11 protein-coding genes are annotated in these 12,405 nt (G+C 45.9%); 6 read left to right on the plus strand and 5 right to left on the minus strand.

Annotated features, from left to right (window positions below; all coding sequences use genetic code 11):
- The first annotated feature begins 265 nt into the window (after window positions 1–265).
- Together LZG74_RS12080 and LZG74_RS12085 are read left to right on the plus strand one after the other, a co-directional pair.
- Window positions 266–3,328 carry a SusC/RagA family TonB-linked outer membrane protein gene (locus tag LZG74_RS12080; RefSeq protein ID WP_233796839.1) on the plus strand — a complete coding sequence of 1,021 codons (3,063 nt, stop codon included), beginning with the start codon at window positions 266–268 and terminating at the stop codon, window positions 3,326–3,328.
- A gap of 39 nt (window positions 3,329–3,367) precedes the next feature.
- Window positions 3,368–4,843, plus strand: a complete 1,476-nt coding sequence (locus LZG74_RS12085) for a RagB/SusD family nutrient uptake outer membrane protein (RefSeq protein WP_233796840.1) — start codon at window positions 3,368–3,370, stop codon at window positions 4,841–4,843.
- Between the two features lie 88 nt (window positions 4,844–4,931).
- Here LZG74_RS12085 and LZG74_RS12090 read toward each other — a convergent pair whose 3' ends face one another.
- The 5 genes from LZG74_RS12090 to LZG74_RS12110 form a co-directional block, all read right to left on the minus strand.
- Window positions 4,932–5,336: a response regulator gene (locus LZG74_RS12090; RefSeq protein WP_233796841.1), complete on the minus strand. Its 405-nt coding sequence runs from the start codon at window positions 5,334–5,336 to the stop codon at window positions 4,932–4,934.
- Window positions 5,323–7,239, minus strand: a complete 1,917-nt coding sequence (locus LZG74_RS12095) for a PAS domain-containing sensor histidine kinase (RefSeq protein ID WP_233796842.1) — start codon at window positions 7,237–7,239, stop codon at window positions 5,323–5,325. Before LZG74_RS12095 ends, LZG74_RS12090 begins: the two co-directional genes overlap by 14 nt.
- 174 nt (window positions 7,240–7,413) lie before the next feature.
- A complete protein-coding gene (locus LZG74_RS12100; protein WP_233796843.1) occupies window positions 7,414–7,848 on the minus strand; it encodes a GNAT family N-acetyltransferase in 435 nt (144 codons plus the stop codon).
- Between the two features lie 12 nt (window positions 7,849–7,860).
- Window positions 7,861–9,027 carry an NAD(P)/FAD-dependent oxidoreductase gene (locus LZG74_RS12105; RefSeq protein WP_233796844.1) on the minus strand — a complete coding sequence of 389 codons (1,167 nt, stop codon included), beginning with the start codon at window positions 9,025–9,027 and terminating at the stop codon, window positions 7,861–7,863.
- A gap of 28 nt (window positions 9,028–9,055) precedes the next feature.
- Complete coding sequence (locus tag LZG74_RS12110; protein WP_233796845.1) at window positions 9,056–9,805, minus strand: AraC family transcriptional regulator; 750 nt, start codon at window positions 9,803–9,805, stop codon at window positions 9,056–9,058.
- A gap of 212 nt (window positions 9,806–10,017) precedes the next feature.
- Here LZG74_RS12110 and LZG74_RS12115 point away from each other — a divergent pair, with 212 nt between their 5' ends.
- From LZG74_RS12115 to LZG74_RS12130, 4 genes are all read left to right on the plus strand, one after another.
- Window positions 10,018–10,614 (plus strand): Crp/Fnr family transcriptional regulator, encoded by a 597-nt coding sequence (locus tag LZG74_RS12115; protein WP_233796846.1) that lies wholly within the window; start codon window positions 10,018–10,020, stop codon window positions 10,612–10,614.
- A gap of 70 nt (window positions 10,615–10,684) precedes the next feature.
- Window positions 10,685–11,092, plus strand: a complete 408-nt coding sequence (gene uraH, locus LZG74_RS12120; RefSeq protein WP_233796847.1) for a hydroxyisourate hydrolase — start codon at window positions 10,685–10,687, stop codon at window positions 11,090–11,092.
- 120 nt (window positions 11,093–11,212) lie between these two features.
- Window positions 11,213–11,764 carry an NADPH-dependent FMN reductase gene (locus LZG74_RS12125; protein ID WP_233796848.1) on the plus strand — a complete coding sequence of 184 codons (552 nt, stop codon included), beginning with the start codon at window positions 11,213–11,215 and terminating at the stop codon, window positions 11,762–11,764.
- Window positions 11,765–11,835: 71 nt separating this feature from the next.
- Window positions 11,836–12,399: a Crp/Fnr family transcriptional regulator gene (locus LZG74_RS12130; protein ID WP_233796849.1), complete on the plus strand. Its 564-nt coding sequence runs from the start codon at window positions 11,836–11,838 to the stop codon at window positions 12,397–12,399.
- Window positions 12,400–12,405: the final 6 nt, after the last annotated feature.

Consider the following 12,405-nt stretch of genomic DNA (forward strand, 5'->3'; position numbering starts at 1 on the left):
CAAGTTTCCCCTGCCACAGTGTTTGATAATTTTTTGGCTCAATCAACACCGGCTTAAAATCGGGGATTTTTGCGTTATCGAGCACATAATTTGCGTGAACGAAAACACCTAACCAGTAGATATTATAATGTATGAGATCTGAACACAAAAAGATCTATTGTAAAATCTAAGAATTAATAGATAAAAATTGCACTATTTCTCAATAGACAGTATTGATGGGCAGTAAAATTTGGGTTACTTTGCCGGGTAAACAAAATTTACTACTATGACAAAACCTAAGCCCAAACCAAAAAAATCCTTGTGGTTACCCAGAAAAAAGTCACTGCGCTATCCCCTTGCAATGATGATCGGGATATCACTTTTTGCCCCGCAACAAGGCAGTGCTTTGCCGCTGACGGCCTACCCCACTTTGCAGGTAAGCAGCCTGGACCGGACCGTAACGGGTAAAGTCAAAGATGAAAAGGGAGAGCCGCTTGTGGGGGTAACCGTTACCCTTAAGAACAACAATGCTATCGGTGCTGCGACCGATATGAACGGGGATTTTTCGATGAGCATCCCCGAAAATCTGGTTGCCAATGCTACGCTAATATTCAGCTACATCGGTTACGCACCCGTTGAGGCTGAATTAGGTCAGAAAACGGTGTTTGACATCTCGCTGAGCTCTTCAATCCAGGAGCTGGACCAGGTTGTGGTGGTGGGATATTCAGCCAAAAAGATGAAATACCTGTCAAGTTCTGTTACCACGATTAACAACGAAAAACTCAGAGATGTCACATCCAACGAGCTTCCCAACCTGCTTCAGGGTAAGGCGCCGGGCGTTGTGGTTTCGAGCGCATCGGGTGATCCTACCAGCGCAGGACGTATATTGATCCGCGGAGCAGGCACTATCTCTGCGGGAACATCCCCGTTAATCGTCGTTGACGGAAACATTGGCGGCAGTTACAATCCTGTCGATGTTGAAAACATTACGGTCTTGAAAGATGTTGCCGCAACAGGACTCTATGGTTCGCGCGCAGCCAATGGTGTTATCATTGTCAATACAAAAATGGGGAAAGCGGGTAAAACGCAAATCAGTTTTGCCAACACCATGGGATTTGCCCAGGCTACGACCGGAAATTTTCGCTTGATGAATTCTCAGCAGTTATATGATTTCCAAAGCACTTTTTACCCGCGGGATGCATCGGTGCTGCAAACCAACACAAACTGGTGGGATGAGGCTTTCAGGACGGGATTTGTCAATAACCACACCGTCTCTGCCTCCGGTGGAAGTGAGAAAACCACTTTTTACATTTCTGCCAACTATTACAAGGAGCAGGGAACGCAGATCGAAAATGATAAGACGGGCTACAACTTCCGCGCAAATCTGCAATCGCAGCTGACGAAAAGATTGACTGCCAAAGTGCTGTTCAATGGCGTCTTTAACAAGGATAATTATGCAAACAGCAATACTTTATACGATGCCTATAACAACCTTCCATTCGACCCAGCATATGATGGTGAGGGCCAACCCACAGACGGCAGAAGCTACCCCGGATGGCTGGGACGCGAGCGGGAAAATTTCCTGCATTCCGTTCAGTATAACTATGCGAAGGCCCAAAGCCTGAATGTTACAACCGATGTGGATCTGGACTATGAGCTGACAGATAAAATCACATTGTCATCCTATAACCGGATCAATTTTGGAAATGGCCTGAGTGCGAGCTATAATGACAAACGCACCAAACAGGGCGGGGCCAATGGTGGTGAGCTCTATAACGGAACAAGCTATTCCAACCGCTTGCTTACCTCGAACCGTATACGCTATTCCGAAGATTTCGGCAAACACGGACTTACGCTTCTGGGCGTTGCCGAAGCGGAAACGACTTATTCGAGCAGCACCAGCGCGGCAGGAAAAGGCTTGCCTCCCGGCCGTGACGTAATGTCGGTGGCTACGGATATCCTGACCAATCCTACCGGGCTCAATGAGCAGGTGGGTTTCCGTAAATTTCTGGGACAAGCCGATTACAACTACGACAATAAGTATTTTCTGATCGGATCTTTTGTAAACGAATTTTCTTCTTTGTTTGGAAAAAACAACTCTACGGCCAATTTCTATCAGCTAGGAGCATCCTGGATTCTGAGTAATGAGGAGTTTTTGAAAAACAACAAAACCCTGACTTTTGCAAAACTTCGTGCGAGTAATGGAACGGTTGGTAATGCAGACGGTCTAAGCAATTTCGCTTCATTGGGATTGTATACCATTTCTGCCGATGCATCCTACTCGGGACTTCCCGGCGCAGCTCCTTCGCAAAAAGGAAATCCGGACCTTACCTGGGAGAAGATCAAATCTTCAAACATCGGATTTGACCTGAGTTTTTTCAATCGCATTGACCTGGTTGTGGACGCCTATGTTAAAGAGGCCAGCGAGCTGCTATACCGCAAACCGCTGGCAGCAACGACGGGTTACAGCTACGTTTGGGTGAATGCAGGCTCTATCCGCAATAAAGGTATCGAGTTCAGTCTGACATCTACCAACATTAAACGCAATGGTTTTAATTGGGAAACCAACCTGAACATGGCCTTCAACCGCAACAAGGTTCTCGAACTGAGCGATGGTTCTACCGTATTCAACTCCGGCGCACGCCAGCCTATCGCTGTCGGGCATAATATGGATGAGTACAACATGCCGATCTGGGCGGGTGTAAATCCGGAAAACGGCGATCCGCAATGGGAGAGAATTGTAAAGGATGCTAATGGTAATCTTACCAAAGAACTAACGAGCACCTATAACCAGGCGCAAACGGCCGATTCACGTCAGTTTACAGGAAAAACGGCTGCTCCCAAGTTCACGGGTGGCCTTTCCAATACATTGACCTACAAGAACATTACCTTTTCTGCATTCTTTAATTTTGTTTACGGAAACTGGGTATATAATGAAAGCCGTGTTTATTTCGACAATGATGGTTTCTACGAGGCTTATAATCAAATGGTACCTGCCAAAGATTGGAACCGCTGGCAAAAGCCGGGTGACGTAGCTACGCACCCCAAAGCAATTGTGGGAGGTAACAAAGATTCCAACCAGTCTTCTTCGCGTTACCTGGAAGATGGTAGTTACGTCCGGCTGAGAAACGTTCGCGTGGGTTATTCGCTTCCTGACAATGTTTTAGGCAGAAGCGGCTTTTCGCGGGTTTCTGTTTTTGTAAGCGGTGATAATTTATGGACGGCAACCAAGTTTTCAGGCCCGGATCCGGAAGTTTCCTTATCACAGGTTGATTTAAGCTCCGGACTATCGAGTTTAAGATATCCAATCAGCAAAAAATATCTTATAGGGATCAACTTTTCATTCTAATAGTATATGAGACAATATTCAATATTTAAATTCCTATTAATGGGGTCGCTGACACTGGTTACGGTGTCCTGTGAGAAATATTACGAACCCACAACTTCCATCGACGAAGAGTCGGCACTAACCAATGCGGGAGATGTCGAGACGGCAACCATCGGCACTTACGCTGTGCTATTGAATGCAGCTTATGTGCGCAGCGTGCATTTTTTGATGGAATATCCCAGTGACGAAGTTGCACAGGGACAGTCATCAGGCGATGACCTTACGCGGGCATATCGTTACACGCATATCAATACTTCGGGTCATGCCACTAATTTCTGGGGCCAGGCTTACAAGGTGATTGCGGCAGCCAACAAGATTATTGCATACGTTCCCGATGAGTCCTCCATTACACTGCGCCAGCTAAAAGGTGAGAACCTTTACCTGAGAGCGATGATGCATTTCAATCTGGTGCGTGTTTTTGGTCGGCCGTATCCTCAGGAAAATGGCAATAACCCAGGCGTTCCACTGCTTTTGGACGGATTAAGTGATGATCAGATCAACACAATCACCCGCAGCTCAGTAAAAGACGTTTACGAATCCGTCATTCAGGATCTGCTCAAGGCAGCCGATCTGATGTCTGAAAATAAGTCAAATTCATTTGCATCAAAAGAAGTTGCTCAGGCGCTGCTTTCACGTGTATATCTGTACAAAGGTGAGAATGATAATGCGATCAAATATGTTGATCTGGTCATCAAATCGGGACGCTACAAGCTGGTTCAGGGCGGAGAATACAGCAGCTATTTTAAAACGGCTCCTGCCAGTAATCCTGAAACCATCTTTGCTATTCGCCATACAAAAGTGCAGGATAGAGCATTCTCCGCCATTGGATCCATGTATTTTAGCGCCGATGCATCCGGCACGCCGCAGGGACAAGGCGTAAGTGGCTGGGCAGAGATTTATGCCTCAAAAAAGTATGTTGATTTTCTCTCTAAAAATCCGGATGACCTCAGAAACAATTTCGTGTCTCCATATACGATCAATGGGGCTCTGCAGTACAATGTCAAGCTGTCGCCCTCAACGCCGATGTATTATGTTAACAAATACTCGATGCAGGAAGGCGTCATCAACCTAAGCTCACCGGTGTATCTGCGGCTTGCAGAAATGCACCTGATCCGGGCAGAAGCCAATGCGAAACTGGGAAAAACTGCCCTGGCACTGGAAGATGTAAATTTGATCCGCCAGCGTGCAGGTCTGACGGGTGATAAACTTTACACCGTTGCCAATCTGGGAACGAAAAAGGCCCTGGATGTAGTCATGGAGGAGCGAATGCTTGAATTGGCATTTGAAGGACACCGCTCTTATGATCTGTTCCGTAATAATCTGCCAATGGAAAGAAATTATCCAGGAACACATTCTTTGAACAATACGCCTACAACCAATGTAAATCAGAAAGTATTGCCCACCGACCCTCGCGTGATATTCTTTATCCCGCAGGCCGAAATCGATCGCAATGCAAAGCTGACCCAGAATCCCTAAACTGGATACTGCCCGATAACAACAAACGGCGCGAAAATTTTCGCGCCGTTTGTATTTTGTCAATGTGCTTATTTCTTTTCTGATACTATCAATTACTCGACTTTGCCGGACTTAAGAGCTGATATAACCTTTCTACATAGTCCTGATAATGAATGAAAACGTCGGGCTTTACAAGGAATTGGCGTGCGCCCATGGCAAGGCATTTATTTCGGGTGGCATCAACCGACGAAGTTGAGGTAGCAACCACGTCAATACCGCTATATTTTGAGCGCACCTCAGAGATGATATCATACCCGTTCTTGCCGGGCATGTTTAGGTCTGTGATCACCAATTCGGTAGTGGGATCCGCCTGCTTACCAAGCCAAGCCATCAATTGGTCACCATTTCCAAACTCACCCACCACTTCAAAACCGGCAAATGAGTTGAAGGCATCAACCATAAAAAACCGTTCATCTTCATCGTCTTCTACAATAGCTATTTTAAACCGCTTCATTTTCCTGAGTTGTTGCAGGCCAGCCCTGCGGGATAATAACATGAAAACTCGTTCCTTCGCCAGGCTTTGACTCGACCCAAATCCTGCCGTTATGGCGTTCAACCACTTTTTTACAGATGGCAAGGCCAACCCCGTTGCCTGGATATTTGCTGGCAAAATGCAGCCGCCTGAATACACCGAACACTTTCTCGAGGTGTTCATTGGGTATCCCTATGCCGTTATCCTGAACGACCAGCTCTATGTGCTCATCCTGGCTGAATGCACTAATAATAACCTCGGGTTTTTCTTTTTCGGTGAACTTTATAGCATTGCTTAAAAGGTTCTGTAAAAGCTGTACAAGCTGCACCCTATCTCCGTATAAGTAGTCAACTTGTTGATTTATAATAAGCTCGGTGCCACTCTTTTGGATGGCATCGTCCAAAATCTGCACTGCCTCGGCAATTACATCGCTGGCTTTAAGTTTCTGCTTCTGTAAATTTACATTGCTGATTTGGCTATAATACAGCAAGTTATCAATCAATTCCTGCATCCGTTGCACACCCCGCAAGCTTTTGGCAAGACTGATGGGAATGGTCTCAAAATTCTCCTGCTGCAGGTTTTGTTTCATTAAAAGCAAATGACTTTTGATGGTCCGAACCGGCTCCTTTAAATCGTGGGACACTACGGCTGTAAATTCTTCTAGTTCCCTGTTAACGACTGACAACCGGTCATTGCTTTCGGAAAGTTCTGTGGCTAGCTGGCGATATTGATTCGAGCTTTGCTGTAAAGCCTGCTCAGCCAGCTTACGTTCAGTCAAATCGCGGGTCACCTTTGAAAAACCCGTATGCCGGCCTTCGGGATCATACAGGGCAGTAATAACAATGTTTGCCCAGAAACGGCTCCCATCTTTGCGTAAACGCCAGCCTTCCTCTTCATATTTACCCGAAGCACGCGCGATTTGCAGCTCCCTCACCGGTTTGCCTCCGATGATTTCTTCTTCGGGATAAAAAACAGAAAAGTACTTTCCGATTATCTCTTCGGCCGCATAGCCCTTGATTCGTTTGGCCCCTTCGTTCCAGCTAACAATCCGGCCTTTGGTATCAAGCATGAAAATCCCATAGTCCCCCACCTGCTCAACAAGCGATCGGTAACGGATCTCACTTTGGCGCAATGATTCTTCGGCCATCATCTTATCTGTCAGATCACGGACCACCTTCGAATAGCCTATGTGTTTGTTATGCGCATCATATAGAGCCGTCAGTACCACACTCGCCCAGAATAATGAGCCGTCTTTTCTGACCCGCCAACCTTCCTCACGGTATGTACCCGTTGTTTTGGCAACTTCAAGCTCTGTTTCCGGCTTTTTTGCCAGCAAGTCGTCGTGCGTGTAAAAAAAGGAAAAGTAACGACCCAGCACTTCCGGAGCCGAATAACCATGCACCAGACGGCCGCCATCGTTCCAGGTCACAATGTGCCCCTGCGTATCGAGCATAAAAATGGAATAATCCCGCACCGCCTCAACAATCAACCGGTACCTTTCTTCGCTTTCCAACAGCGCGATTTGCTCCTGTTTCGTTTGGGTAATATCTTTTATCAATACAGAAAAACCCCAATGGCGGTCCTTCTCATCAAAAATCGGCCAGTATGAGGTCTCAGCCCAATACCGGCTGGCATCCTTTCTAAGCCCCCACCCTTCAATAAAAAAGCCATTCCTCTGTAATGCCTGATTAAGCTCGTATTGTAACTTGATCGTGTCTGGCTCCGGCCCCGACAAATTGGCTAGTGACAGAGTTTTTAACTCTTTGTCGGTATACCCGGTAAGCTTAGTGGCAGCGGCGTTGGAAGAAACGATCTGTCCGTCATTACCGGCCGTGAAAACAGCTTCGCCCAGGTGTTTTAACACCGCATCATCGCTTGGAAGCATAGTTTAGAATTCTTATTAGCTACTCGGAATAACCCATCGTTCAAAGATAGGCTTGCCTCCCAGTATTCTCCCAAGTTGTCAGACCGATTTTTCTAAATTGTCTTAAAAAAGATAACAAAAAAGGTTCTTCTGCAACCAATTTGCGTGTTACGGCTACATATTCACGAGGGCGATCTAGTCATTTGCGCTGAGCAGTAAAAACTCCCCTTCTGTGCTGGCCCCTTTTTCAACGACTGTCCATTTTTTTCGTAGGTAAAAATCCATTGCGCTTTGGTTAGCAGTCAGACATTTGAGTGTTGCCGGCCGGCCAATCACTTTCAAACAGGAATCCAACAAAGCAGTTCCTATGCCTTGCCCGTGAAAATCCGGGTCAACAAAAAGATTATGGATAAAGTTACCGGGTGCCCACCACGACACGAAGCCCACAGGCCTGCTCTCATGGACTGCCACCAACAGATTTTCGCCAACAATAGACTGATCAAAATCACCAAGTTGAAATTCCGAGGGATTTACCCAGTAAAACGCATGGCACCGCGATCTGGAAAAAACATCACGCAATGCTTCCGTGTGCTCGTTGCTGTAAGGTGTTATCAGATTAATATTTATCATTGTCTACCGCCGTTATTTTTCCGTAAGATCATGCTTATAGCCCTCAAACATGTCAAGTAATTTATTCAGCGCACCTTTGGAATGCAGCATCTCGGTCGCGTCAAGTGACATTTTCGTTACCGCCGCCGCTCGCGCAGACATTTGCTTTTCGAATGTTGCTATCGCCTCGGTGATGGTGGCATGCTCACCCGATAGCAGTTGTGTTGCCAGCTCCATAGCGTCCTGCATGGCCATATTTACGCCTTCCCCTGCATATGGAGGCATCCGGTGTGCCGCATCACCGATCATCGTCAGGTTAGGAAGCGGCTCCCAGTGCTGATTGGTGGGATAATGATACTGTGGACGCGCAACAAACCAAAGCTCGCCGCTGGCAAACAACTCCTGCCATACGTCGCTCCATAAGCCGAAGGCATTTTTAAACCAGTTCAGGACCTGTTCTTTATTTGAAAAGGAAATCCCACATTTGTCAATCCATTGCTCCGGCACTTTTATACCCGTATAAAAAGACAGGCTGCCATCGCCCTTGGCACTTAGTATTAAGGATTGTTCATTGCCCAAAGCAAATACTTTACCCCCTTTGGTCAGCTCACATAACTTCGGCGCGTTGGCATCTGCATCATACAGGTTTCCTTCCACAATAGTAATGCCTGAGTAAAGCGGCTTAATGTCTGTAATGTATGGACGTACCCGTGAATTCGCGCCGTCGGCTGCTATGACCACATCAGCGTAAGCGCTGCTGCCGTTGCTGAAATGCAAAAGCCATCCCTGGCCTCTTTTTTCCATAGATAGAAAGTGGCTGTTCCATACGATGGTCTGATCTGCCAGCGATTCAATTAATATATCTCTCAAAGGCCCACGATCAATTTCGGGACGATTTTCAGTCAGCTCGCCAGAGTCGTGGTCGTCAAAATGGATACTTGCGTGATGATCCGTAACCCGGAGCTTGCCGGCGTGGGGCCGGTAACTGGCGTAAAAAGCATTCATCAGGCCCGCCCGTCGCAGGGCTTCCAAGCCCGATTCCTCATGAAGGTCGAGTGTAGCGCCCTGAACGCGCACGCCCTTATTAAGGTCCCGCTCATAGACTTTCACCTGAGCGCCACCCATTTGAAGGAGTCGTGCCAGCGTTAAACCGCCCGGCCCGCCGCCCACGACTGCAATTGTCTTATTTTCTGTTGTCATTGTTTGTCTCTTTAATTATAAGACAAAACTAGTTGGGTGAAAGCGTGGAAAATTGTATAAATCGGTCGTTGGTGTTTTTGGCCAGCTCTTTGGGTACAACGCCAGCAAATTTTCGAATATCGCGGATAAAATGCGATTGATCTGCGTAATTTTCCTTTGGGAAAAGCTTGCCTGATTTGATATGCCCGAAAGAAGACCTGAAACGCAACACGCTGCAATAGGTTTTCAGTGACATACCAAAAGTATCCTGGAAGTAGCGGTTCATTTGCCTGGCGCTCCATCCGACATTTTCCGAAAGCGCTCTTACGCTCATGCCTCCGTGCGAGCTATAAATCAGATCAAACAGTCTTTTCTTTCGCGGATCAATATCTGCTGTGAGCATTTTTGATAGGACCTCTGTCAAAAGACCGGAAAACTCTCCGATGTTCTCGAAATCATTCAGGGTATCATTAAAATAGTTTGCCGGAAGCAAGCTTATGCTATCAGGCACAATCGGCAAAAAACTTTTAAAGAGATATTCGGCCGCCAGTGGGCGGAAGCTTATGCAAAACATGCTGAATCGGGGCGCTATCTCAACTTGCGAGGGCTGGGTTTCCAGACCATGCAAAAGGATACGCTGGTGATTTCTCGAAGTAAAGCTGACGTCCAACCGACCGTCCGGCAGGATGACGGCAGGTTTCTTATCATCAGTTTCATTTGCCAGTCTCCAAAAGCTTTCCACCAACGGTTCCAATGCCGGGATCGGCTGAACTGCTTCAAATTGGATACGATCCGTCATTTTTTCGAAGAGCTAAAACAATTGCAATATCGAGGATAAAACTTTATCAAAACCAGTTTTCAAGCGCCAGTTCTGTGTTGATTTAGCTCAAATGTATTACATTTCATGAGAGCAGGCAATGCGTGTTTTCAGGCCGATCAATTCTTACTGAATCCGTTTCCACAAGCGTGCTGCCCTTGTAAATACTAACTTTTTGTAAATATTCAGTGCTAATGCAACCAACCAATAAAATACCTGCTCTATATCAACCTCTGGCATCTTACATTCTGAGCAGACATGATATTGACCATGACAAACTTGAAAATATATGTTCATTCTTTCATCCCGTAAAAGCTGCCAGAAACCAAGTTTTGATCAGCTATAATGATACTTGCAGGGCCTACTACTTTATTAATACGGGATCTCTTCGGGTATTCACATTAAATAATGCAGGAGTTGAAACGTCGCGTTATTTTGCTTTTGAGGGCATGTTTGCCACGGCTCTGCCCAGCTTTATAGATCAGAAGCCGGCCTTGGAATATCTGCAGGCCCTTGAAAAATCAGAGCTGCTTGTAATATCACGAAAGGACTTTTTTCAGCTCGTAGATACCCTACCCGAGTTCAGTCGCATCTACCGGGAAATACTGGAATTAGGCTTTGTAAATGCTCAAAAACGTATTTACGGCTTCCAGGGTTTTGACGCGCTGGAAAAAGTAAAGTGGATCATTGCATCACAACCAAAATTTTTACTGCGGGTATCCAATAAGATGGCCGCTTCGTACCTGGGAATTTCTCCATCTACATTAAGCCGCGTAAAATCCCGACTCTAAAAACGTTGACTTAGGTCAACACTTTCGGCAAACCGGACTTGTAGCTTTGCAAGAAACAAACCTGAAAGCAATGAAAAAATTACTTTTTGTGCTGACGCTGATGCTAAGCACAACCCTGGCTTACCCGCAATCTAAAACGTATCAGTTATCAAGTCATATCCTTGATATATCCAAAGGAATGCCCGCATCAGACGTACCTATCCGACTGGAAAAACTGGACGCTGATAAAAAAACATGGTCAATCGTAGCGGAAAAAGTAACCGACTCGAATGGCCGGATTTCCGACTTTCTTAGCGCTGAAAGCTCTAATGAAGGTATCTACAAGCTGACGTTTTTGACAGCAGCTTATTTCAAAAAACAAAAAATAGAGAGCTTCTATCCGTTTATTGAGGTTGTCTTCGAGATCAAAGGCAGCAAACATTATCACGTACCAATCACACTGTCGGCATACGGTTATTCTACTTACAGAGGCAACTAGGTGGCAAATAATCAATAGTAGAGTCGGGCAAGGTAATTTGACTTGATACTGCGGCTATGCAACAACCAAACCGTTTAATTAACTTGCTGCTGAGATTTTCGGAAAGATTTAGAATACTCAATGATGAAACCAATTCGTATAATAGGTATTTCAGGCAGCTTGCGTTCAGACTCGACCAATACGCTTGTCCTGAAAACGCTGGCAAAATGTTTCCCTGAAAATGTAGATTACCAAATATTTGATGGTTTGGATAAAATCCCACATTTCAGGCCGGGACTTTCAGAAAATGAAGGTGTTATCAAATTTAAAATGGCCATCCAACATGCTGATGGCATTGTTATCTGCACACCCGAATATGCATTTGGCATCCCGGGAACATTGAAGAATGCACTCGACTGGACTGTGGCAACAGGCGATCTGAATGAGAAACCCGTGGCCGCCATCAGCTCTTCTCCGCTCAATACGGGCGGCGACAAAGCCCTTGCTGCCCTGCTGCTAACGCTGACGGCCCTGGGAACAAAGAAAAACCAGCAAAGCGCTTATTCCATTCCAAACGTAAATCTCAAGATCAACGCATTAAGGCAACTTGATGACGAATTAACGCAGACCGGACTGCAGGCGCAATGTGACAACCTGTTAGAAATTATCGGAAACGTGAAGCTCAACGGCTAAAAAATCAGGCGTGTACTGAGACCGATCCGGTCATTAATCTTGTCGATTTCTAAATCATAAATAGTATCAAAATGGAAGAATTCGTCAACTTTTTAAGAGGGGTGATATCGATTGATGACCTGGATCTTCAATTGGTGCTTTCCAGGTGTAACGAAAGGTTAGTTCCTAAGGGAAAGCTGATTTTGCGTAAAGGTCAAATCGCCAATCAATATTTTTTTATCGTATCAGGAGGGGTCCGCTTCTATTATCATCTGAACCAAGAGGAAAGAACGAGCTGGATTTGTTTCAAGGATGAGTTTTTTACAGAGATTTCCAGCCTTAATCCCCAAAAGCCATCCCGCTTTAACATTGACACCATCGAAGAAACCAGGCTGATTTTCATTGACAAAAAGGATATGGATTTCTTATATGCCCACGTGAGCGTCTGGCAAGAGTTGGGCCGCAAAATCTGGGAGGCAACCTCGGTCAGGATGATCGACCAGATCCTGAATTTCCAAACCCTTTCCGCCGAGCAGCGTTATTTGGAATTTATGAATAACCCTGAATTTTTACAAAAAGTACCAGTCAAACAGCTCGCCGAAGTCCTTGGCATTACACCGAATGCATTGAGCCGGATCAGAAAAAATGTCCGTTGATTACCG

The sequence above is a fragment of the Dyadobacter sp. CY327 genome (genome assembly GCF_021390415.1).
GTDB classification, from domain to species: domain Bacteria; phylum Bacteroidota; class Bacteroidia; order Cytophagales; family Spirosomataceae; genus Dyadobacter; species Dyadobacter chenhuakuii.

What these genes read in the sequence shown, in the direction of transcription:
- LZG74_RS12100 (WP_233796843.1), bottom strand. Translation starts at nt 7,848, where the DNA reads ATGATAAATATTAATCTGATAACACCTTACAGCAACGAGCACACGGAA.
- LZG74_RS12085 (WP_233796840.1), top strand. Translation starts at nt 3,368, where the DNA reads ATGGGGTCGCTGACACTGGTTACGGTGTCCTGTGAGAAATATTACGAA.
- LZG74_RS12095 (WP_233796842.1), bottom strand. Translation starts at nt 7,239, where the DNA reads ATGCTTCCAAGCGATGATGCGGTGTTAAAACACCTGGGCGAAGCTGTT.
- uraH (WP_233796847.1), top strand. Translation starts at nt 10,685, where the DNA reads ATGAAAAAATTACTTTTTGTGCTGACGCTGATGCTAAGCACAACCCTG.
- LZG74_RS12105 (WP_233796844.1), bottom strand. Translation starts at nt 9,027, where the DNA reads ATGACAACAGAAAATAAGACAATTGCAGTCGTGGGCGGCGGGCCGGGC.
- LZG74_RS12080 (WP_233796839.1), top strand. Translation starts at nt 266, where the DNA reads ATGACAAAACCTAAGCCCAAACCAAAAAAATCCTTGTGGTTACCCAGA.
- LZG74_RS12115 (WP_233796846.1), top strand. Translation starts at nt 10,018, where the DNA reads ATGCAACCAACCAATAAAATACCTGCTCTATATCAACCTCTGGCATCT.
- LZG74_RS12125 (WP_233796848.1), top strand. Translation starts at nt 11,213, where the DNA reads ATGATGAAACCAATTCGTATAATAGGTATTTCAGGCAGCTTGCGTTCA.
- LZG74_RS12110 (WP_233796845.1), bottom strand. Translation starts at nt 9,805, where the DNA reads ATGACGGATCGTATCCAATTTGAAGCAGTTCAGCCGATCCCGGCATTG.
- LZG74_RS12130 (WP_233796849.1), top strand. Translation starts at nt 11,836, where the DNA reads ATGGAAGAATTCGTCAACTTTTTAAGAGGGGTGATATCGATTGATGAC.
- LZG74_RS12090 (WP_233796841.1), bottom strand. Translation starts at nt 5,336, where the DNA reads ATGAAGCGGTTTAAAATAGCTATTGTAGAAGACGATGAAGATGAACGG.